Source organism: Dapis brunnea BLCC-M229, assembly GCF_050015995.1.
Taxonomy (GTDB): Bacteria; Cyanobacteriota; Cyanobacteriia; order Cyanobacteriales; family Microcoleaceae; genus Trichodesmium.
In genome coordinates, this window is record NZ_JBNHEP010000171.1 from 1 (window position 1) to 23,677 (window position 23,677).

Here is a 23,677-nt window from a genome sequence, read left to right on the forward strand (position 1 = left end):
TCCTAGATTTTTAACTGACAAATAGTTGTCTTGACTTCTTCCTCCCTCCATACCTCCATACCTGTTACCTGTTCCCAGTTAAGTGTTAAGTGTTCCCTATCTTCATTTTTATATTTCCTTTACAAACAGTCTCTGAAAGTAATACCTATAACAATGTATTCTTTCAAACTTCATCAAAACTTCATAAATTTTCTGTATAACTTTACCAAAACTTTAAGCAAAAATAGTGATAATTAAATTAAGCAACCAGGAAATCTATATAAAATCTACTAAAGTTTTCTAGTGGGACTTCAACAAAACAGACTCATAAAATAGTCTTAAATATATAGGTAGATAGTTTTAGTTCAAAAAGGTATAAATTCTTAACTCTCAAGCGTTTTCCTAGGTCTTCCTGCGAAAACAGCTATTTTGATCCCATCCATTTAATTCCTTTGCCTAGACTAATATTTCCTGTGGAATGCTACAAAAACAGCTATTTTTTCTCTTAGAAAATGTCTAACTACTACTAGAAAATTTACTGACAAATTCAACAACAGAATAAATTAAATATGACAAACATTCGTTTAGAAGCAGAAGACATCACTCTAACTGGCTACATATCTGAATCGAGGAGTATAGCTTCAGGTAATGCAGTAGTCTCTCTGTGGAATTCAGGCAACACACAAGGTAGTGCTACAACTCAGTTTACAGGAGCTACAGGTGCATACGATGTAGTAGTAGGTTACTATGATGAGAATGATGGCCAAGGTCAAATCTCTATAGAAATAGGAATAGCACAAGATCAATGGACTCTAAACCAAAACTTAGGCAGTGGTGGAGTCAGCAACAGTAATAAAGTAGAACGAACAGTATTTACAGGGTTAGAGATATCAAATGGAGAAAACATTACTATCACAGGCACAGCAGAAAGTGCAGAATGGGCTAGAGTAGATTATGTAGAATTTATCCCAGTTGGACCAGGTATATTATCCCTGAGTAATGCCAGTTATAGTGTGAACGAAGATGGTACTCAAGCAGCAGTAACAGTAGCTCGCAGCAATGGTAGTATTGGAGAAGTCAGCGTCACACTTATCCCCAGTAATGGTACAGCAACAGCCCCTGATGATTATGATAATACTTCTATAGTCGTTAACTTTGCTAATGGGGAAACAGAGAAAACTGTGAATATTCCCATTATTGATGATACTCAAACAGAGGGAAATGAAACTATTAATTTAGCTTTATCAAACCCCACAGGTGGAGCAACTCTTGGTACTCAAGATACAGCAGTCTTAACAGTGGTAGATAATGAAGTACCACCATCACCATTTCGCCTAGAAGCAGAAGACATGACTATAACTGGCTACATATCTGAATCCAGAAGTGTAGCTTCAGGTGATGCAGTAGTCTCTTTGTGGAATTCAGGCAATACACAAGGTAGTGCTACCACTCAGTTTACAGGAGCTACAGGTACATACGATGTAGTAGTAGGTTACTATGATGAGAATGATGGTAAATCTCCTGTTTCGGTAGAAATTGGCAATGATACTATTGATTCCTGGGTGTTAGATAAAAATCTGGGTCATGGCTCGGTAAGTCGTCGAAATTTTGTAGAGCGAACTATTGCTACAAGTTTACAGATTAATAATGGAGAAAACATCACCCTCAATGGAGAAAGAGAAGCAGGAGAGTGGGGAAGATTTGATTACATTGAATTTATCCCTGTTACAGCACCAGATCCAGTATCAGGCACATTATCCTTGAGCGACACCACTTACAGTATCAATGAAGATGGTACAACTACTGCAGCAGTAACAGTAACTCGTAGCGACGGTAGTTATGGAGAAGTCAGTGTCACACTCACCCCCAGCAATGGTACAGCAACAGCCCCTGATGATTATGATAATACTTCTATAGTCGTTAACTTTGCTGATGGGGAAACAGAGAAAACTGTGAATATTCCCATTGTTAATGATACTCAAACAGAGGGAGATGAAACTATTAATTTAACTTTATCAAATCCCACAGATGGGGCAACTATTAGTACTCAGGATACAGCAGTATTAACTATTGTTGATAATGAAAACCCAACTACATTTGATGGTACCGAAGCAGGAGAAATTTTAACAGGAGACAAACAAAATAACTATATTAATGGTTTTGGTGGCGATGATACTCTCAATGGAGCTGGGGGAGATGACAGTTTATTTGGGGGTTCTGGCAACAATATCTACAATGGTAATGACGGTAATGATACAGTTAGTTATGCCAACAACCAAACCAGTGGAGTTATTGCTAACCTTAACACTGGTAATGTCAGTCGCAAGTTTGAAACTTGGTCTGAAGATTTTAAAATTCTACCTCTAGGTAACTCCAACACTCGTGGATACCCTAATAATTCTAGTTCTGGTGCGTATCGCAGGGAATTATGGAGGTCTTTAAATGGTGCTGGGTACAATTTAGATTTTGTTGGTACAGCGTTTAGTGGTCCTTCTGATATTGATAAAGACCATGAAGGTCGTGGTGCTTTTACTATTAATCACCTTATAGATAACACTGTCACTCAATTTCAAGGTTTCAATAGCCCATCAGTGGCAACATACACAACTATTGAAGATACTTTGGGAACTTATAACCCAAATATGGTTTTACTATTGGCAGGTACTAATGACATTCTCCAAGGTGATGATGCAGATACGGCGATCGCTGACCTAGAAGAACTTGTGGAGAGAATGGTTACTGCTGCACCTGATACCCATGTACTGGTTGCTTCTCTGATACCGAATACTTCAAATTCTACCCATAAGGCTATAACTTCTGAGTTTAGTGGGCGCATTGAAAGCGAAATTGTGCAACCAAAGGCAAATGCTGGTCAAAATGTCAGTTTTGTAGATATCTTTAATGCTCCACTAATTTCCAGTGACTTTACTTCTGATGGTATCCACCTGAAATCTAGTGGTTATGATAAATTAGCAGAGGTTTGGGAAGATGCGATCCTGAATACGGTTGTTGCTGAAGACACTCTAATCAATGTGGAAAATTTAATTGGTTCTGATGGCAATGACGAACTCACAGGGAACAATGGTGCTAACGAACTTACTGGTGGTGCTGGTGATGACACCCTTACTGGTGGTGCTGGTGATGATTTATTTGTCTACAGTAAAGGAGATGGAACTGACGTTGTTACAGACTTTGGATTTGGTAACGATCTATTTGGACTATCTGGTGGTTTAACTTTCAATGAATTAACAATTCAAAATGCAGGTGCAAACACTATAATTAGAGTTACCTCCACTAATGAAGTTTTGGCTGTAGTTGAAGGAGCGATCGCAAATGATATTACTTCTGCTCATTTCACAACTGTCTAAAATCTTCTGGTAGTCCTGTATATATAGTAGACATCTCCAAAAATCAAAAATCAAATCAATTCTTATCCAGAAATTATCAATTATTTCTTCCTGTTCCCTGTTCCCTGTTCCCTGTTTCCTCTTTTCTGGAGATGTCTAGTGATTTATTGTGGAGAAAGGGAACAGTTCATTAATTGATAATGGATAATGGATAATTACTTCTGGTTAAAACCGCAACGGAATTGAATATAAAGTAAGCGGATTCTATCTGATATAATCGGAGCTTACGCAAAATATTAAATCATACGCCATCTGTAGGGGCAAACGGCCGTTTGCCCCTACTACCTTTTTTACTGTCGCAACCTTTTTTGAATTTAGTATAAAATATTTTCTTAAGCTAGGGTTAATTTGAAATGAATAATTGATAATGAATTAGCTTGCTAAACTTTGGACAAAAAGTAAACTATTTCTCTTAGATATAAAAAGGGTGAAAGTTTTTCAATAGTACAAAAATTTTCAACTTTAAATAATTATTCATTATCCATTATAAAAATTATCCATTATAAATTAATGAACCTAGCTTTTGGCCTTTAACTACAGAACAATAATCAACCTTGTTATTCAATTCATACGAATTCATCTTTTGCTTTCTACCAATTACTCTCGCTATCTTTTTTTGCTTAAGTAAATTCCGGATAGTTAGGGGTGCAACAGTGTGGTTATTACTTACCTCACTATTTTTCTATGGTTACTGGAAAATTGGTTATTTACCTCTATTAATAATTTCTGTTTTAGGTAACTATTATTTTGGTGAATATATCAAATCTTCTCCACCAGGAAGCAAACCAGCAAAAATTTTAATGTGGGCAGGTATTTGTTTCAATTTAGGAATATTAGGTTATTACAAATATGCAGGATTTTTCATCAGTTCCCTAAATGAAATATTCCAGGCAAATTTAGCAGTACCTAAAATTTTCTTGCCCTTAGCAATTTCATTTTACAGTTTTACTCAAATTGCTTACTTGGTTGATGCTTATCAAGGAGAAACTAAAGATTACAAATATGACTTACTTTCTTATAGTTTATTCGTCGTATTTTTTCCTCAATTAATTGCTGGACCAATTCTTCGACATGACGAACTTATCCCTCAGTTAAAACAACTCAAAGTTTTTGTTTTTTCTCACAAAAATGTGGCAATGGGTATAGCTTTATTTACTCTAGGATTAGCAAAAAAAGTATTAATAGCAGATAATGTATCTCCTTGGGTAGCAGGAGTATTTAATAATGCCAATAATGTCACTTTTCTGGAAGCTTGGATAGGAGCTTTAAGTTATACATTTCAACTATATTTTGATTTTTCTGGCTATTCAGATATGGCTATTGGTTTAGGGTGGATGTTTAATCTGAATTTACCAATTAATTTTAATTCTCCCTATAAAGCAGTTTCTATCATTGATTTTTGGCGCAGATGGCATATTACTCTCTCTAATTTTTTGCGGGATTATCTTTATATTCCTCTTGGTGGTAGTCGTAGAGGAGAAGTGCGTCGCTATGCTAATTTATTGATGACTATGTTATTAGGTGGTTTATGGCATGGTGCAGGTTGGACTTATATAATTTGGGGTGGTATGCAAGGTACTTATCTGATGATTAATCACGGGTGGCGGAAATTAGGAATTAAATTACCAGCTTTTTTTGGTTGGGTAATAACTTTTCTGGCAGTTATTTTTAGTTGGGTGGTTTTTCGAGCTACTAATATTAATGATGCTGTCGCTATTTGGCAGGCAATGTTGGGAATAAAAGGTATTGTTTTGGTTAATGATTTTAAGAGCGTTTTATTTTGGTTGAGTGGATTAGGTGTAAAGTTTGAAAGTTGGCGAGCATTTCCTTATTTACCGGAGAATTATAAATTTAGTTTCATAGTGTTAATCTCAGTATTTTTTATCGCTACTCTCACACCAAATACTCAGGAAATTATGCAAAAGTTTAAACCTAGTTGGTGGTGGAGTCTGTGGATTAGTGGTTTAGCTATTGCTTGTTTACTTTCTCTAAATCGTGTTTCTGAATTTCTTTACTTCCAATTTTAATTTTATAGCGCTAGGGAATAGGGAATATTCATTAATGGATGATTGATAATGGATAATTACCTCTCCCTTTTAGGGCTATCCCTGATAAGGAACTCCTAAAATCCTTTGATGATAGGGAGATGGGGGGGTGGGGAGATGGGGAGGTGGGGGGAGTTTAGCCTCTAATTAAATAGGTTTACTCTCCTATAGCAGTTCTCATATTAATGAGGTACAGTATTTTTTTCTATTCCTTATTCCCTATTCGCTGTTGCCTAAAATCGAAAATTTGTGTATCTCACCAATTTGAGAAATGCTATATCATATTCATTGAATGGTAATAAACATAACCTTTTTCTAATGTCTAAGTTTTATGTTAAGAAAGATGTTTATAAAGCATAGCTTTTAGGGAGAGGATTGACTAAAAGGAAAAAATTTATTTCTCGCGTTTGTGATTGGATATGGTTAGGTTTCCTCAGCATCTCTCTACCGCTTTTTCCCCTTTATTGGGGAGACTTTCAACCTGAATTATTTAATTATTTAATTATTAATTATTCGGTAAACTGTCAAAGGGTTTCAGGATTTAGAAATGTCAAATACCTTAATGGGTAGCGCTATAGTGTTTAATTAGGGCTGGCTGATTAAATATCAAAGCATTGATAAATAAAGGCTCAAGCCTTTTCATATGCTAAAAAAGTGCCACCTTTTGGCTATCAATAGCTCAAAAAGTGAGGATGGGTGAGCAAACAACAGTGGAAAAATTGAGGGACAATTGCTCCGACTACATCTTCTGTAATCCACAATTTCTCCTGACTACTGACTATTGACTAATAGACTTCTCCAAAAATGAAAAATAAAATCAATTTTTATTCATAAATTATCAATTACTCCCCCCTGTTCCCTGTCACCTCTTTTCTGGAGATGTTTACTGACTACGACAAAGATCAATAGAGACTTTTCAGCAAACCCTAATCAAGGTGCAAATATGAAAAAATATCGTCAATTCAATCTGACTTTTCTTGGGCTTGTATTTCCTGGTTTATTATCTTTTGGTTTGTTTAATTTAGCCGTAGATCCCTATGGAGTAATGAACAACCAAAATTTATTTGGTTTGGAGTTACTCAAAATAAAAAAAATCATTAGTGTGAGGCTATTTAAAGCAGTCGATGTGACTCGAATTCAGCCAAAAACTTTATTATTAGGTTCTTCCAGGTCAGACTTAGGTTTAGACCCAAAACATCCAGCTTTTAAAAATAAACAACCTGCTTATAACTTAGCTTTAGTCGGGCCGAATATTTATGAAGTTAAGCGCTATTTTGAACACGCTTTAAAAAATCAACCAGAATTAAAAACAGTTGTCATAGGTATAGATTTTTTTATGTTCAATAAATACAAAGTTAATGAAGCAGACTTTAACGAAAAACGCTTAGAAAAAACAAGTTTAATTCCCCAAGATTTTGTGAATGTTAGTTTTTCTCTTGATGCTCTAGATGCGAGCCAAGAAACAATAAAAGCAAGTGTTAAGTCTGATGCTTACTATCTTTATCATCCTGATGGTTTACGTTATGTTTATCAAAACAAACCCAATGAACCAATACCAAAAAAATTTAAAGGTATGCTTAGTGGGTTAATGAGAGGAGAAGGATATTATAAAAAATATCAACTTTCCACAGAATTTTTAAATGATTTAAAAGACATTGTTGAAACTTGTCAAAAAAAAAATATAGACCTAAAAATTTTTATTTCTCCATCCCATGCTAGTCAATGGGAAAGTATTCAGACTGTAGGATTATGGTCTGCTTTTGAAGATTGGAAACGAGAAATAGTTAAAATTACACCAGTCTGGGATTTTTCTGGTTATAACACCATCACTACAGAACCCATTACTAAGAATATGAAAAACTATTGGGATAGTTCTCATTATCGTAAGGAAGTAGGAGATTTAGTTATGAATCGTTTATTTGATTATCAAAATGAAATAGTTCCCAAAGATTTTGGGGTTTTAATTACAGAATCAAATATTGAATCTCATCTCCAGAAAATTCGTGACCGACAGGAAATTTGGGGAAATAATAATCCTGATATTGTGCAGTTAGTAGAAAAATTAAAGCCGGAAGAGATAGAAGAATAAACATCCCTAATAATAAAAAATAAAATCAATTATTTCTCCCTAATGCCTACTGCCTAATCCATCTTTTCTGGAAATGTTTAATGATTAGTGATTTACTTGATTAAAATTTTAATTAGGGCTTGCTGATTAACTTTCAAATCCCTTATCTGTAAATATTTGAGTCTTTTTAGAGTAAAAAAAAGGTGCAATGTTTTTAGTCTAGGAAGCTAAAAAAGTTAGGGTTTTGAGTAGATAAGGATAGAAAAATTAAGGGATAATTATTCCTCCTAACTCCTCTCAATTATAAATTATAAAAATATTTAAGCATTTTTAGAGTAAAAAAAAGGTGCAATGTTTTTAGTCTAGGAAGCTAAAAAAGTTAGGGTTTTGAGTAGATAAGGATAGAAAAATTAAGGGATAATTATTCCTCCTAACTCCTCTCAATTATAAATTATAAAAATATTTAAGCATTTTTAGAGTAAAAAAAAGGTGCAATGTTTTTAGTCTAGGAAGCTAAAAAAGTTAGGGTTTTGAGTAGATAAGGATAGAAAAATTAAGGGATAATTATTCCTCCTAACTCCTCTCAATTATAAATTATAAAAATATTTAAGCATTTTTAGAGTAAAAAAAAGGTGCAATATTTTTAGTTTAGGAAGCTAAAAAAGTTAGGATTTTGAGTAGATAAGAATAGAAAAATTAAGGGATAATTATTCCTCCTAACTCCTCTCAATTATAAATTCTCAATTCTACCCTTAACCATAAGACTTTTTCACGAAACCCTAATTAGATGCTCTTATCAGTTTCCACAAAGATTGACTACGTTCTCGATCAAGCCGTTCTACTTTTTCAGACTGCTTAATGCCAAAAAGTAATTCTTTGGAAGGACTGAATAAAAATACTTCCGTAAAATTATCGCTAATTTTAGAAATATTAGGAATATTTTGTTTACGGACTAGCTGAAATTTTACTTTCGGTTCCATTAAATAACTCAGAGAAATTATATGACCAATTCTTGCATCAATTATTATCACTGGATTAGTTGCTTGATTAACTATCTCAGCTATTGCTGGATTAGAATGATTTTCATATTTATACAGCATTGTTTCGCTCATGTCACAATATCATATCTTGAAGAGTTTTTGACAATAGAGAATAAAATTACTTACTGAGAGTCAATAACTGCACTGGTATAACAGAAAAATAAATTTACTGACCAATAGCGCTACTTCTATATAACTACCTAATCAAGATTAATAAAATTAATTTCCGTTCCTTACTCAAAAAAACTACTCCAATGACTACCACTACATTTATCTTTTAATTCTTCATAATTGGCGATATTTTGAAGAAGCGGTATGTTGGACTGTTTTATGGTATTTGATTATCAGGTTTTCTGTGGAACGTCTAGAAAATCTTGAATGTGTTTAAGTGATTATCATAAATTTTTTGTCAGTTCTTCATAGTTTACTTGATAAACCGGATGCTCGACAAATAATTCATCATACTCCTTTTCCGAATTTTGAATTTTTTCAAATTCTTTTATACAATCCTCATAATTTATTTCAATTAACGGATCGTATTTTTGAGATTTGACATTTTTTGTATTCATCCAAGAACCACTTCTTGATGCTGAAATTAGGGAAATGTATGAGCCTAGGTAATTTTTACGTTTTAAGTGAATGACCTTTAAATCTTTTATAGATTTTAAGTAATTCAATTGTTGGTTGATTATGGAGTAACTTGAATCCTACTGCACTAACATATTTAGGATATTCTCTAAACACTACCTTATCTAAAAATTGGGTTGGTAAACTATTTTTCATGCTAATAATATCTTTTCCGACACAACCTGGATAACCCCAGTAAATTCTATTTTTCTGTTTAGGAAATACCTCTCCAAAACCTCTAATATGAGAATGAGATTATCATTTCATTTATCAGTTATCAGTTAACAGTACCTCTGCAATAAGGAGGCTTGAAATGAGGAATATTCTCTTTTCTCAAGGGAGACTGGATATGGTTAGGTAACCTATCCATCTCATCCTAGGTCATGCTCCGCAAACGACCGCTTTTTATACCCTTAACACGGGAGGCTTTAGACCACAATTTTTCGGTAAAAGATTCATAAAAAAATTAGAACCACTTCTCCCCCTCGATACAACTAAGAATTTTTGATATCGATCGTGACTCTTAATTAAACCTTTTTCTAGAACTGCATCAGAGACTGTTTGTAAAATAAGTCTTAACAGAGCAAATAATGACTAAAATCTAAAAGCGGTAGTACTTCAAGAGATTGAAATTTCCTAGATACCAGAGGTTTAAAGGTACATATATTCCCAGATTTTTAACTTACAAATAGTTGTCTTGATTTCTTCCTCCCTCCATACCTATTCCCTATTCCCTGTTCCCTGTTCCCTGTTCCCTATATCCTTTTTATATTTCCTTTACAAACAGTCTCTCAGTGGTTATAATATTTAATCTTCTGAATTTACGAAGTAATGTTTTAATTTCCATGGTAAAATCCTCTCTAGCAATAAACTGTAGTCTTTCATTAACTTTCACTTATGATTATAAAAACTTAGGTAGAATAAAGTTAACTTTCAAATTAACAAGTTGATAGTTTTGTAATTCCTTAAAACTTAGGGAACATTCAATTCTTTTCTAGTTTCCAGAATTTTGCTGGTTTATAAACTAACTGTATTTTGTATTTTTCTTCCTGCTCTAATTTTTTTAATAATGAACTAGAGGGATACAACAAAAATAAATTTTTAGATTCATCAGGCAAGTAGTTCGCGTCAGGATTACGATATAATCTTAACTGAACTTTAGAATCTAGCAAGTAACTTAGAGAAAGAGCGTAACCTAAACTACCTCTAAAATTAACTAAAATTGGTTCGATATCTCGATTAACTATATCAGCTATATAGGGATGATGAACACTTGTATATTTATTCCACCAAACCTCTGCTTGTGAAATTATGACAGAAGAAAAAATTCCTAGAGAGATGATTGAAACTGTAATAATTTGCCAAACTTTTCTTTGCTGTAAACTCTCTGATAAGTTACCAATTTTTACACCCAGTAAATAACTAACTGCTAGTTGAATTCCGATAAAATAGGGTACTAAATATCTACTTATACTAGAACGACGACCTCCAAAAAATAAATCGGCTAATACAATAGGTAGAAAACTTATACAAATTAATGTAAGAATAAATAGCCATGTCTTTTGAGGAGTTTTACGACATAGAAAATAAATTGAATAGACTACCAATACTAAAATGGGTATACTTAAATAAGTTAGAGGATTTTTCCAGCTAAATTCTATATCAAAAAATAGACGAACTAAATGTAAAATCCAAGCTTTGATTAAGAAAGAATATCCAACTGGTATAGCTGACCAATCTGTGGCTTTATTAATTTTATTTAATTGACCTACTACTACAATTAACCAGGGAAAAAAACCAAGCATAATTAGCAAACAAGATACAATAAAAGCTTTGACTTTATTAGTAACTCGTAAACATTCTACGATTCCAACGTAAATACCATGTGCAACTACCACTAAAATAGAGAACAAAAAAGTATATAAATTGAAGATCGTACTCGCAGTGTAGATTGCCCAGCTTTTTCTATCGTTAATTCTTAATGCTCTTAATAGTGCAGCACTTGATAATAAAATTGTTGCCGTCCATAAACTATATTGTCGTGCTTCTTGCGCATATAAAATATGGAAAGGTGAAATAGCAAATATAGCTATAGCCACCCATCCAAATATCGGTTTCTGAAATAATTCTCTACATAGCCAATAAACAGAAGGAAAAACTAAGAGGCTGAGGATAGCTGATAAACTTCGAGTTACTGTTACCGAACTACCAAACCATTGCACCCAAAATCGCTCCATTATGTAAAAAAGTGGTGGATGATGAGGGTTTCCTATTGCTAAATTTTTCACCGTTTCAGTGAAGCTAACTTCTGGATTAATACGTTGATACTTTTGTAATTCCTCAACATTAATTTTACGACCATCAAATAATTGATCGACGACTTCTACCCCTGTATATCCAGAAATCCTTAGTGATGTTAAAGTTTCATCCGTCCAGTAAACTTTTTTGTCTAAATTTACAAATCTCAAAAATATTCCCAGAACCAGGATCATAACAAAAGTAAATTGTAGCCAGTTAGCTTGTAAGCTACTCTTCCTTTCTAATTTAGTAGACATAATTCTTAACTAGGATACATTTTTGTTATGATTTTATTCTATATTGATTTTTGGCAGTACAGAGTTATAAATCTTCATATTAGGCTGACAAATTTCTTCTGTAATTTGTTATTTTTGTTGCGATCTTGACAGAGGATTTTTATTATAGGTTTACAAAATCAGCACAGGAATTTAATTCTACAACGATAGCAATTCCCATAGCTATGAAGTACAGTAACAACAATGGGTAAACCAGTTGCGAATATCTTTTTGGCTAACTTTTAACATAGCTGAGATAATGGCATCAATTAAATCTTTATAGTTTCTTGCTTTAACTTTTCTGTTTGGAGCTTTAACCTTTGACCAAAAGTTTTCACGTTTAAGAAAATTCAGGATCGGTAAGTTAAAGTTTTCAGCCAAATCAGTTTTTATTTTTGACTTTCTTGAGTGTACCTTATACCATTTATCAAAAATATTGCTATATTTGATTCGGTGGAGAAGCGTGGGAAGTCTGGGAGTGGGTGCAGAGGTTAAAAGTAGGAAAATAATTACTGACCGACTAATAATTGTCAAAAACAGACAAAAAATCTTGGTAACTATTTGACTATTGAAGTATAGCTAAAGTATTGCATTACTTTTAATAATTAGTATTTTTCGATCGAAAGGCTGTGTGCGGAAGTAATTCCGCACATTCATTAGTCTTATCAAGAAACCTCAGAATTTCACACTCAATGCCTAAGTTTTAAATCTTTGACTCCCATAAAGTCGATAGTTACTATCAACTCACTGGAATTGATACTTTCACTAATGGCTTACCATCCATATATTCTGGAATTGGTGCGCCCATTAACTCCAGAATTGTCGGAGGCAAATCCACAGCTCGGCCTTCTGGCAAAGTCGAACCCACTTCAATACCAGGACCTTTAACTGTTAAAAACCCCCGCGAACGGTGACTACCAGTCCGACGATAAGGAACAGGCCCAATTCTACCAAACTTAGAACTATCAATGACATCAGCAGGTTGGTCTTTCCAAACTACAACCAAATCTGCATCAGGTAACTTAGGGTCGCGATCGCTTGCTGACTGGCGAGTATGCACCACATTTTTCACCACCGACTCTCCGGTGCGGGGGTTCTTAAGTTCATAAAGTTGTTCTGTCAAATCTTGACACACTGCATTATATTCGGATGGCGCAACAATACCTCCTGGTTCGCGACCTTCTAGATTAATCCGAATATACCCTTCCGAAAAACTAGGCAAAGCAAAGGCTTTCATTTGTGGCCACAATTCTTGATACCACATTACAGGTTGCCACACTAAAGGTCCCCTCGGACGACTAAAACGAGAGAGTAAGGAATCTTCCTTACCTTGCAACTTCCTTACCACTCGGTCTAGCTGACTATTAAAATTATTCGATCCCCACCTTCTCAACAACGGTTTGATCGGATTAGGATGATACATTTCTCGCCAAATTTCTTCTTGCCAGTTCATCCGTTGGGGAGATGTTACTGGTGGGGGAACAACTGCTCCTGATTTTCCTTGAGGCAGTAAAAATTTTCCAGGAAAACTATACCGATAGAGGAACTCTGGCAATAACAACATACTGGGAACATCTGTTGTATTATTGTCACTACCATGAGCTGCAAATACTACCAAGTAAGCATCTTCTGGAGCTTCAGCTAAAATTTCACCAATGGCGCGGTCTACACTTTCAAAAGTTTCTAGCATAGGGTCGCCTATTTCCTGTTTCTGGGAATAGAGTGGATGATCCTCTTGACTCAAATACCAAAAATCATGTCCTGCTGAGTGAGTTTCCCCAAATATTGTTAGAAATAGATTCCATTTTTCCTGTTTCAACCAATCTCTGCAAATTGTAGAGCGACGTTTGATACCTATTTGCAGTGCTTCCTTAAGACGATTAATATAACCTTTGTCCCACCAATCTCCATGATCTTTATGAAGTGCAGGGTGTTCTCCATACTCCTTAATTATATCTTTGAAAAGCGATACAGGGCGGGAATGAGAGGGAGTTTGGGGAGAATGAGCGCCCCAAGCTAATACTTGTAAACCGTTAACTTTCTCAGATAAAACAGATTGGGGCATATCGAAAACGGCTACTCGGTAGTCATCTCCCAAACCATAGAATGGCTGATATTCCTCAAAGTCGTAGGCTTGAACATATTCGGCATTGTATGTACCTTCATAATATTTTAAAGGTGCCCAATATCCTGTTTTTTCTGGCAAGCAACCTGTCAAAAATGTCGTCCATGGTGTCTCAGCTTTGTAATATTCAAGATGAGTTAGTCTGCCATAAGCTCCTTGCTCTCGGAGAGTTTTGAGATTTTGTAGATATCCTTGAGATATCCATTTGTCTATTAAAACTGGGTCAGCAGCATCTAATCCTAGGGCAATTACTGGGTTTTTCATAGTTTTTATTTGTTAAGTACAGTAAGTAAGTTGAGCGATATATATAATTAATTAAGTTCATTAGCAAAACTAAACTTTTTAGCTAATACTTGGCAATATTTATTGAGGTTATATAGCATTTCTCACCCTTTGTGAGGTACAGTGCTGGAGATACACCCCCAACCCCCCTTCTCAAGCTATGCTTTATAAACATCTTTGTTAACATAAAACTTGACAAAGGCAGTCAGTTATGATTAAGTCTTGAATCAGCTTTTTTCTCAGAAATAGTGTATTGAATTAGACATTTTTTTGATAAATCCACCCTAAGATTCTGACTCCCCCCTCTTCCCCCTCTCCCCACCCTCCTACAAGGGTTTCAGGAGTTCCTTATCAGGGATAGCCTTAGATAGGGGGATAATGGGGGATCGTTAATGTACCTCACCAGACTGAAAACCGCTATATTTATTCACATCTTGGTTATTCATCTAAATAATATTTTCAATCAATTGATGTGTGGGAATAGTATCATCATATTGCTTGGTATTTACTTATTGTTTTGGTTTGATTTTGAACTTAGAAATTATTATTCTGCTCAATCTACCAATATTTAGTTCTATCTTTAAATTATTATAGGAGAAAAATATATTTTGTGGTATATTTTCAAGTAAAGTATTTGTAAAAGTATACAATACTTAGTTGCCTATTTTTACCTTGGAGTTTTGTAAGCATTTAGCTATTAGGATTCAGCATTTGAAAAAATTCAGCAACTACTAAAGTTAGCAAATGACCTTTTTCTTAATAACTTTTAATTTTCCTGGGGAACTAATTCCTTCTTCCAAGACAATAAGTTAATAATTGATGGCTAATAGCTGTTAACTCAGTTCCTCCGCAGGAGGCTAGCTGACCGCTGAATGCTTACCGAAAAATTAAGGCTTAAAGTCTTTCTTTTCAGGAATAAAAAAAGTTCCTATCAACCAATTCTCTTCTTTTTAATAAGAGGGAATAATTAATTAGGGCTTGCTGATTAAATCTAAAAGCATTGGCAGATAAAGGTTTTAGACTTTTTAGGTCTTGAAAAAGTACAAGGTTTTCGCATTTTGGGATCTCAAAAAGTTAGGATTTTGGGTTGACGCTCTTGCTGAAAAATCAAGGGATGATTTTTCTGCCTCCCTCCTCTAAATTCCACATTCCTCCTGACTCCTGACTCCTGACTCCTGACTCCTACCCTCACCCATAAGACTTTTTCAGCAAACCCTAATTATTAATTATTAATTATTTTTTACTTGGAAGTGTATGATGAAACCAAACTTGAAAAAAGTAACCCCAACATCGCGATCGCCAAGCTTGTGCAGATATATTGACTTTACTTTCTGAAGACCATAAATCTAAAATTCGTTTCAGATTTATTACTTTGCCAAAACTATCCCACCATTGTCGTTTTAGAGATTTTCCTACTATTTTATCGACGACTCCTTCCGAACGACCTTGCCAATAACTTCTACGGATTAACCAATTAGGATCGGTTCTTTGTTTAGGAATCCAATGTTGTACAGAAGCTTGTGAATTGTAATAAAATCTTCCCCCTTGTTTTGTCAGAGTTTTATTCAGTAAATATTCTTCACAAGAGAGTAAACTTCCACCTTTACGCCCCAAACTTTCATCAAATCCTCCTGCTTTTAAAATAGCTTCCCGTTGATAACTCATATTAGCTCCAAAAGGAAATTTAGGAAACTTCAACCAGTGAGATTCTTTGCCATAATCAATAATACTAAATAAAAAATCCATTTCTGGCTGCATCCACTCTGGTTCTCCCATTTCCCATAAGGGATAAATAGGTCCGCCAATTCCTATTGGCATTGGTTTTACTGTCTCGAATGTTTGTAAAATTTCTCCTAGCCAAATTTCACAGGGAATAGCATCATCATCTAAGTAAGAAATATATTTTCCCCGAGCACGATCAAGAGCTGTATTTCGCGCTCTTGATAAACCTTGAACTGGCTCATATATATAATATAGGTTGGATAATTTTTCCTGATATCTGATACATACTTCTTTAGTGTTATCTGTAGAAGCATTATCAACTAATATAATCTCAAATTTTTCAGTAGGTAAGGATTGAGTAATCAAACCATCTAAGGCTGATACTAAGCGATCTGCTCTATTGTAAGTACAGACTGCTACAGATATTTGAGGATTAGAGAGGTTTTCTGATTCATTTTTAGGAATAGTTTTAGTTTCGTTATCCATAATTTTTTGCTCATATTTCTGTTTGAAAAAATCAATCCACTTTTGCCAGATTTTAGTAAGCATTCAGCTATTAGCGGTCAGCTCATCCTGCGGAATGCTACGCAAACAGCTTTTTAATTAACAATTAATAATTATTAATTAAATAATTCAGCTTTATTAGCCTCCCCTTTCAAGGGAAAAAAGTGGTCGTTTGAGGAGCATTCCGTAGGATTGGATTATGGGCTACCTAACCATATCCAATCGACCAAGAGAAAAGAAATAATATTCCTTACATTCAATTCCCTCACGGTTTTCACCAGAAGTAATTATCCATTATCCATTAATGAAAGATTTTCTTCAATTACGATTTTGTACATTTCAGCTATATCCTTCCATGTCATTACAATTTCCTTGTTTTTCAATGTAGAATTATTTAAGTCACGAATCAAGTTATTTTCTTTTTCTAAAATCTCCCTTATATCGGGTAATTTTTGAAAAAACTCTTGATAACTTTCTCGATTATTTTCTACCAAAAAACCATACCCACCACCATCTAATAAATGTTCCATTCTCTCACAAGGAATAGAAATAACTAGACGACCACAAGCTAAATATTCACAGACTTTTAAACTCGCACTGGTAAAATTGCCTCCAGGAAATAAACTCCGATTATAGGGTGCTACACAAATATTAGCAGATCCCATATATAGGGATGCTTCTTGTTGGCTAAGTCTGCCATGAAATTTCACTGCTGCTCCATATTTCTCAGCAAGTTTTTCTAGCTCTTTTTGTTTCTTTCCATCACCAATTATGTGCATGAAAACATTTGGTGGTTTAACATTACCTAATGCTTCAATAATTGGACCTGGTTCTTGAATAAAACGATTTAAAGAACCCACATAAGTTAAGATTAAATCTTCCTGACTAATACCTAATTTTTCTCTGCAAGACTGGCGATCGCGTGGAAAGAAAATCTCTGGATTTATACCATTAGGAATCGGATATATTTTTTTACTAGAGTTAGCCAAACTATTCTCTATCAAAAAAGATTTCATTTGTTCAGTTTCGACAATAATCCCATTTGATTTCTGAATCCATTTCTCCCTTAAATGCGGCAATAATTGCTTAAATATCATAGTTGAAGCTTGTTTGACAGGATTTTTTTTCCAATCAAACTTAGCCTTTCCAGTTGTATAAAATTCTGCTTCTACTATAAATATTCCTGGCACATTATAACGTTGAAATGCTGTAGATAAGCAACCCACTAATGACCACTGCTTTTCTATTACTAAATCAAATTGTTTTCTATTTTTATGAACAAATTTATTTAATATATTCATGTATTTTAATGCACCAAATAATCCTGTAGCACTAAAATTAGCATCAGTCTGTTGTTTTTCTTTTTCAGTAATTTTATTTACATCCAGGATAGTTAAAAATCTATAACCTAAAACAGGTTTTTCAACAGTTTTTCTAAATACGACAGTAACTTCAAAATCTTTCTCTAAGTAGGTAAGTAATGGCTCCGTATTAAGTACATAAGCAGTAGATTTATAGTAATTAATTCCTGGTAGAGCTATACAAATTCGAGGCTTTTTCTGATTAGAACTCATAACATATCTCCTTAACAATATTTCTATACTGTAGTAGTAGTATGAGTATCAGTTTTTAGCATACTATTTTTCATTTCTACTGCATTTTTATCAGTTTTATCTCGTTTAGAAATAACCTTGGCAGGTACACCAACTGCTACAGAATAAGGAGGAATATCTTTGGTCACCACTGCTCCTGCTCCAATCACACTACCTTTACCAATTTTTACTCCATCTACTACCCTAACACCACTACCCAACCAACAATCTTCTTCAATCACAATACCCTTAAAACTACTTTTTTGTTCCCTAATATTAACTAGGGGATCTGCAAAGGTATGATTGTTAGCATAAATACCTGAATGTGATGCAATCAAACAATTTTTACCTATCTTAATACTACCACCAGAAAGACAGGCATAAGGACCAATATAACTGTAGTCTCCAATCTCAATTTCTTGATAATTAGCTTTAATATCTACTCCCTTATCAAGAGTAACTTTATCCCCAATATTAATACTACTATTTTTAATCAGGCATCTCATCCTAACTCCTCGGTGTAAACTAATCAACTTTCCAATTTTGATACGTTCAGTGCCTACAAATTCCACATCAGTTCGGATGCAAGCTGAAGCACCTAATTCTGCAAAAAAAATCCGATATATCAGTCTGCGTAACACTCTGCCGATTAAAAATGGTATCCCTTCTAGCAAGGGAACAACTATAGCTTCTAAATAACTAATTAACTTTGAAACTACAGCTTTTTGCAAATTCTTTTTTTCAAATTTATGTTTTTCAGGAGACATACTAATTCAGATTTAATCAATATTAATAGATGGGGTTATAGTAGGAAAAAATTATTATGAATCAGTCTAAACTTAGCTATTTTCCAACCAATGGGAAAGGTCGCAATTAATCAAACTCTGTAGCTTCAAAATATCTTCTTTGTAAATTGAAATTAAATAGTTTCTAGCTTCTACAGGAAAATCTACTTTGACCTTCTCAAGATTTTTATTTCTGATACTTTTTGCCCCATTAATAATTTTTTCTGGCAGTAATTTTTTCATTAATTTTTTAAATTTACTTTGATTGGTCAGAAGATTATGTAACACTCTATTTTTAGGCATTAAAGATTCATTATGTCTAACCGAAGTATTTACTAAAAAACTATCATCTACTTCCAAAAATTGGAAAATATTCTGCATCACTTTACTTGAATTGTCAGCTAAATCTTTGTAAAGATAGATTCTAATCTGGCTAGGCTTAAATAGTTGAAAATAAGGTTCTAACTGGGAATAATAAAAGCCAAGACGAACATAATGTCTACTTCCATACCAGATATTTTTTACCTCGATTTCTTCTTCCTTAATTGCATCAAAAAAATTAGAGAGTGTTTCTTTTCCTCTAGCTCTAGAATAGACGAAGTGGGAAAAAGCCCTATCAACTGGATTTCTGAGGATTGCAATTATTTTTATATCACTCCTATATTCATATATACGTTGAGGAGTTCTAGAATTATAAAGATAAAGAGGCGATGCTTCACCTATTGCCTTTTCATCTTTAACCTTTTCAAATTGTGAATGATAAGCTTGAATATCATCAATAGAAAGTTTTCTTAAAAACTCATAACGTTCCTTTCCGCCTTGATCTGCTTCTCCATCACTATGACAATATTCTCCTACAAAACCAAAAAAATTAGGCTCTCTTTTCGGACAAATAAAAATCTCAGGATGTTGCTTTAAATAGTTAGTTAATGAAGTAGTTCCTGCTTTTGCTGCCCCAATCAACAAAAAATTAGGTTTGTGTAGCATTAATGCACTCTATTAGGTATTAGTTGACAACTATTACAATAGTTTATCAAATTATATACAAGACCGAAAAGCCGATCCAAAATCGACTAATACCATAAAACCAGGAAGCAGAACTTTCTTGAGTAACTTACTCTCAAAGAAAGTCTGCCTCTATTATTGCTACTTGGTTAAACTGGGAACTAACGTTTCCACCAAAGGTTTACCATCCATATATTCTGGAATTGGCACACCCATCAAATTTAAAATAGTTGCAGGCAAATCCACTCCATGACCCTCTGGCAAACTAGAACCAGCCTCAATACCAGGCCCAACAACAGTCAAAAATCCCCTTCCCCGATGACTGCCAGTTCGACGATAAGGCACTGGGCCAATTCTGCCAAATTTCGGATGATCTACCACATCCGCTGGTTCTTCTGCCCAAATAACAACTAAATCCGCATCAGGTAACTTGGGATTGCGATCGCCCACATCCTCCCGAGTCCGCACCACTTTCTTCACAACAAACTCTCCAGTCCGCGGATTCTTCAATTGATGCAATTCCTGAGTCAACTCCTCACACAAAGCATCATATTCATCTGCCGAAACAATTCCAGAAGGTTCTCTTCCTTCCAAATTAATCCGAATATACCCCTCAGAAAAACTAGGAATAGCAAAAGCCTTCATTTTCGGCCAAAATGGACTGTACCACATTGTCGGTTGCCAGAATATAGGATGTCCCTGCTTTCGTAATTCTTCTGGAGAAATTAAATCTTCTTTTGGCGCTCCAAAAATTCGGTCTAAATATTGATGAAACTTAGTAGGAAGTTGACTGCGGAGAAATGCTTTTACAGGATTGGGGTCATACTTACGCTGCCAAATTTCCCCCGTCCAAGTTTTGCGCTTAGGAAAAAGTACCATTGGTGGCACAGGAGTCCCAACTTTTCCAGGAGCCATCATTACCTTACCTGGGAAATTAAAACGGTAGAGAAACTCCGGCAACAGACACATACTAGAGACATCAGTAGTATTATTGCCACTACCATGAGCTGCAAACACAACTAAATGAGTATCATCTGGAACATCTGCCAAAATTTTCCCAATCGCTCCATCTACTTCTTCAAAAATTTCCAACATTGGGTCACTAGCAGCAATATCTCCCCGCTTGTAGGAATATAATGGATGGTCTGGTTGACTCAAATACCAAAAATCGTGACCTGCTGAATGAGTCTCGCCGAAAATGGTTAAAAACAAATCCCATCTTTCCTGCTGCAACCAATCTCGACATATAGATACTCGTTTTTCAATCCCAGCTTTTAAGGTTTTCCGTAAACGAGTCAGATAAGTTTCATCCCACCAATCTCCATGGTCTCGATGTAGAGCTGGATGTTTGCCATAGCTGTTATTAACGTTACTGAGTAGAGATTTAGGCAAAGAATGACTGGGAGTTTGAGGAGAATGAGCACCCCAAGCTAAAATTTGTGGACCGTTAGCTGTTTCTGATAGTGCAGACTGAGGCATATCAAATACAGCTACTCGATAGTCATTTCCCAAAGCGTAAAAGGGTGAATATTCTGCAAAGTCATAAGCTTGAACATCTTCAGCATTGTAGGTACCTTCATAAAATTTAAAAGGTGCCCAATATCCTGTTTTTTCTGGCAAGCAACCTGTTAAAAATGTTGTCCAGGGGGTTTCAGCTTTGTAGTAATTCATGTTAGTTAAACGCCCATAAGCTCCCTGTTGTTTAAGGCGTTGCAGATTTTTTAGATATCCCTGAGACATCCATTTTTCTATTAATACTGGGTCGCCAGCATCTAACCCAATTGCAATTACTTTGTTTTTCATAATATATATTTACTTACCTATTTAAAAACTGTAATTTTTTTTTGAACTTTAATGATACAATTTGTTCGCTTGTTGTGATTAACCATGGTATGGTTTAATTCACTACAATATCTTGGTAGTTCCAAATCCGTTCTTTTTGCTCTATAGATAGATTTGGTAATAATATTGGTAATCCCTCTCGCCAGCTAGAATGTTTACACATAGCAGGTTTTTTAGGGTTGTGAGAAACATATACATAAAAAAGAGTGTATCGGTCTTTTAAAGGTATTTTTCCATGATGAAAAATTTTGGCATTATCAGCAATGATAATTGTTCCCGCAGAACCTTGACATGACTTCCATTTTGAAGATGGAACAATTTTTTCCATTTCTTCATCCACAATCTTATAATTAATATCTTTAAATGAACGGTATGATGGCGTTAAAGACTTAGGAATATATTCAAAAGGACCTCCATTTTCATCGACATCATTCAAGTAAATACAAATTTTTACAACCTTACGGTCTTCTCCATCTAGATGCCAAAACCTTGTACCAGTTTGTTTTTCATTGGCAATATCTCTACGAAAATTGATACCTATACAACGAACAGGAACGCTATAATAATTCTCAAGTATGTTAAATATTCTCTCTTCTAAACCCCACATGAATATTTCTGGGTAATCTCTAGCGATAATAGTAGAGCTACCATAAATACAATGACTTCCCGCAGCTCTAATATTTTTATTGTTAGTTGCTTCAGAAGAAATTGTTTGGAGACTAGGTAATAATTTTCTGGCTCCTTCCATGAGTTTTGAATTTAAAGAAGTATCAAATTCTTTTAGAGAGGTAATAAATATACCTTCTTGCTTTAATTGACGAACAATTTCTTGATCGTAACTAGATAAATAAGGAAGGTTTCTAGCATATTTAAAAGTTTCAGCTTGATAGTTGAAATCAGAACTTATGTCAGTAAACTTTTTCTTTATTTTTAGTAGCATATTGTTAATTTATTCTCAAAATTTCCAATTAAATTTTATTAAACTAGGTCGTTAAATACTAATTAGGAGTTATTTTACCTTTTTAGTTAAGATATTTATTGTAAAAACATCTTATTTGCTCTCATTTTTAAGTAAAAAAAAGGACTCAGGAAACTACTTATGAAAAATTCCAATTCACAGGCAGCTATCAAATCAGTTTTCACTTGTCCACGGTACTCAATCAAATGTTTGATAACTCGGCGGAGACTACCTAATAATATTTTAGACATGACAATAGGTTGATACCAAGTTTTTATATTCCTCATTCGCAGTTGACAAATACATAAACCACAACCTCTAACTAAAGGAATTAAGTAATCTTTTTCTAACCTTCGTTTTGGTATTTGATGATAGGCTTCCATGGTAGGGTTATACCAAATTTCCCAACCAGCTTTGTGTATATATAGTAATGTCTCAAAATCTTCTCCCGCTAATGTAGAACCGTTAACTCTACCTATTAACGCCAAGCGACTAGGAACATTTTCACACCAAGCCTGTTTCCGAACAACTAAAGCAGCTCCTGGTGGCATAATTAATTTTTCTGGGTTATACAAATGAGGCTTTGAACCCCTTTCTCTAATTGCCAGAAATACCTTAATTCTCTCAAAATTTTTAGGAGGTTCTACTTCAAAATTACCATGAATTTGACCACCATAAGCTCCCGCTTTGGGATGTTCTTGAGCAAATTTATATGCCATAGATACCCAGTCAGGGGCTGCAAAAACATCATCATCTATGAAACCGATTAATTCTCCTTTTGCTTCTTCGATAGCCTTCTGTCTAGCAAAAGCTAATCCTTGTTCAGCTTCAAAACAATATCTTAAATCATAAGCTTCCGACCAATTTTTTTGGTAATCTTGAACTACTGCTGCTGTATTATCTTTACTGTTATTATCAACAACAATAATTTCCCAATAAAAATGTTCAGTATTAATTTGCTCTCGCAATTTATCCAGAACTTTTGGCAAACGTTTTTCCCCATTATAAGTAGGGATAGCCACCGTAAACTGCACCTGTTTCATAGAGACTTTTGATATAAAAAGTTATTAAAGTTATTGTCGATTGTAACTTGTCTTGTATTTATAGCAATTGAAGTGAAGTA

At 34.4% G+C, this 23,677-nt stretch carries 14 protein-coding genes and 1 pseudogene; 3 read left to right on the forward strand and 12 right to left on the reverse strand.

Features of this window, described 5'->3' with window-relative positions:
* Positions 1–548: 548 nt before the first annotated feature.
* From ACP6PM_RS19560 to ACP6PM_RS19570, 3 genes are all read left to right on the forward strand, one after another.
* A complete protein-coding gene (locus tag ACP6PM_RS19560) occupies positions 549–3,347 on the forward strand; it encodes a Calx-beta domain-containing protein (RefSeq protein ID WP_426587555.1) in 2,799 nt (932 codons plus the stop codon).
* A 692-nt stretch (positions 3,348–4,039) separates the two neighbouring features.
* Positions 4,040–5,413, forward strand: coding sequence for an MBOAT family O-acyltransferase (locus ACP6PM_RS19565; protein WP_426587557.1), 1,374 nt, complete (start codon positions 4,040–4,042; stop codon positions 5,411–5,413).
* Between the two features lie 961 nt (positions 5,414–6,374).
* Positions 6,375–7,520, forward strand: coding sequence for a hypothetical protein (locus tag ACP6PM_RS19570; protein WP_426587559.1), 1,146 nt, complete (start codon positions 6,375–6,377; stop codon positions 7,518–7,520).
* A gap of 758 nt (positions 7,521–8,278) precedes the next feature.
* Here the strand turns inward: ACP6PM_RS19570 and ACP6PM_RS19575 are convergent.
* The 12 genes and pseudogenes from ACP6PM_RS19575 to hpsE all read right to left on the reverse strand — a co-directional run bounded on the left by ACP6PM_RS19575 (position 8,279) and on the right by hpsE (position 23,597).
* Positions 8,279–8,611: a hypothetical protein gene (locus ACP6PM_RS19575; RefSeq protein ID WP_293095061.1), complete on the reverse strand. Its 333-nt coding sequence runs from the start codon at positions 8,609–8,611 to the stop codon at positions 8,279–8,281.
* A 323-nt stretch (positions 8,612–8,934) separates the two neighbouring features.
* Positions 8,935–9,108, reverse strand: a complete 174-nt coding sequence (locus ACP6PM_RS19580; RefSeq protein ID WP_426587561.1) for a hypothetical protein — start codon at positions 9,106–9,108, stop codon at positions 8,935–8,937.
* Between the two features lie 1,041 nt (positions 9,109–10,149).
* Positions 10,150–11,721, reverse strand: a complete 1,572-nt coding sequence (locus tag ACP6PM_RS19585; protein ID WP_426587563.1) for a glycosyltransferase family 39 protein — start codon at positions 11,719–11,721, stop codon at positions 10,150–10,152.
* A 201-nt stretch (positions 11,722–11,922) separates the two neighbouring features.
* Positions 11,923–12,075: pseudogene (locus ACP6PM_RS19590) on the reverse strand (IS630-like element ISMae26 family transposase); the annotation flags it as partial.
* A 403-nt stretch (positions 12,076–12,478) separates the two neighbouring features.
* The gene (locus ACP6PM_RS19595) at positions 12,479–14,128 is read right to left on the reverse strand and encodes an alkaline phosphatase family protein (RefSeq protein ID WP_426587565.1); all 1,650 of its coding nucleotides are present in this window, start codon (positions 14,126–14,128) and stop codon (positions 12,479–12,481) included.
* 1,251 nt (positions 14,129–15,379) lie between these two features.
* Entirely contained in the window at positions 15,380–16,417 is a 1,038-nt protein-coding gene (locus ACP6PM_RS19600; RefSeq protein ID WP_426587567.1) for a glycosyltransferase, read from the reverse strand.
* Positions 16,418–16,659: 242 nt separating this feature from the next.
* Entirely contained in the window at positions 16,660–17,946 is a 1,287-nt protein-coding gene (locus ACP6PM_RS19605; RefSeq protein WP_426587569.1) for a glycosyltransferase, read from the reverse strand.
* A 23-nt stretch (positions 17,947–17,969) separates the two neighbouring features.
* Complete coding sequence (locus tag ACP6PM_RS19610; RefSeq protein ID WP_426587570.1) at positions 17,970–18,731, reverse strand: acyltransferase; 762 nt, start codon at positions 18,729–18,731, stop codon at positions 17,970–17,972.
* A 72-nt stretch (positions 18,732–18,803) separates the two neighbouring features.
* Positions 18,804–19,736: a sulfotransferase domain-containing protein gene (locus ACP6PM_RS19615; RefSeq protein ID WP_426587572.1), complete on the reverse strand. Its 933-nt coding sequence runs from the start codon at positions 19,734–19,736 to the stop codon at positions 18,804–18,806.
* A 159-nt stretch (positions 19,737–19,895) separates the two neighbouring features.
* A complete protein-coding gene (locus ACP6PM_RS19620) occupies positions 19,896–21,557 on the reverse strand; it encodes an alkaline phosphatase family protein (RefSeq protein ID WP_426587574.1) in 1,662 nt (553 codons plus the stop codon).
* A gap of 94 nt (positions 21,558–21,651) precedes the next feature.
* The gene (locus ACP6PM_RS19625; protein WP_426587576.1) at positions 21,652–22,536 is read right to left on the reverse strand and encodes a phytanoyl-CoA dioxygenase family protein; all 885 of its coding nucleotides are present in this window, start codon (positions 22,534–22,536) and stop codon (positions 21,652–21,654) included.
* A 95-nt stretch (positions 22,537–22,631) separates the two neighbouring features.
* Positions 22,632–23,597, reverse strand: a complete 966-nt coding sequence (gene hpsE / locus ACP6PM_RS19630) for a hormogonium polysaccharide biosynthesis glycosyltransferase HpsE (protein ID WP_426587578.1) — start codon at positions 23,595–23,597, stop codon at positions 22,632–22,634.
* Positions 23,598–23,677 lie beyond the last annotated feature (80 nt).

Bases quoted from the DNA above. Each gene is read 5' to 3' on its own strand.
- ACP6PM_RS19560 (WP_426587555.1), top strand. From the start codon at position 549: ATGACAAACATTCGTTTAGAAGCAGAAGACATCACTCTAACTGGCTAC.
- ACP6PM_RS19570 (WP_426587559.1), top strand. From the start codon at position 6,375: ATGAAAAAATATCGTCAATTCAATCTGACTTTTCTTGGGCTTGTATTT.
- ACP6PM_RS19575 (WP_293095061.1), bottom strand. From the start codon at position 8,611: ATGAGCGAAACAATGCTGTATAAATATGAAAATCATTCTAATCCAGCA.
- ACP6PM_RS19580 (WP_426587561.1), bottom strand. From the start codon at position 9,108: ATGAATACAAAAAATGTCAAATCTCAAAAATACGATCCGTTAATTGAA.
- ACP6PM_RS19585 (WP_426587563.1), bottom strand. From the start codon at position 11,721: ATGTCTACTAAATTAGAAAGGAAGAGTAGCTTACAAGCTAACTGGCTA.
- ACP6PM_RS19595 (WP_426587565.1), bottom strand. From the start codon at position 14,128: ATGAAAAACCCAGTAATTGCCCTAGGATTAGATGCTGCTGACCCAGTT.
- ACP6PM_RS19600 (WP_426587567.1), bottom strand. From the start codon at position 16,417: ATGCTTACTAAAATCTGGCAAAAGTGGATTGATTTTTTCAAACAGAAA.
- ACP6PM_RS19605 (WP_426587569.1), bottom strand. From the start codon at position 17,946: ATGAGTTCTAATCAGAAAAAGCCTCGAATTTGTATAGCTCTACCAGGA.
- ACP6PM_RS19610 (WP_426587570.1), bottom strand. From the start codon at position 18,731: ATGTCTCCTGAAAAACATAAATTTGAAAAAAAGAATTTGCAAAAAGCT.
- ACP6PM_RS19615 (WP_426587572.1), bottom strand. From the start codon at position 19,736: ATGCTACACAAACCTAATTTTTTGTTGATTGGGGCAGCAAAAGCAGGA.
- ACP6PM_RS19620 (WP_426587574.1), bottom strand. From the start codon at position 21,557: ATGAAAAACAAAGTAATTGCAATTGGGTTAGATGCTGGCGACCCAGTA.
- ACP6PM_RS19625 (WP_426587576.1), bottom strand. From the start codon at position 22,536: ATGCTACTAAAAATAAAGAAAAAGTTTACTGACATAAGTTCTGATTTC.
- hpsE (WP_426587578.1), bottom strand. From the start codon at position 23,597: ATGAAACAGGTGCAGTTTACGGTGGCTATCCCTACTTATAATGGGGAA.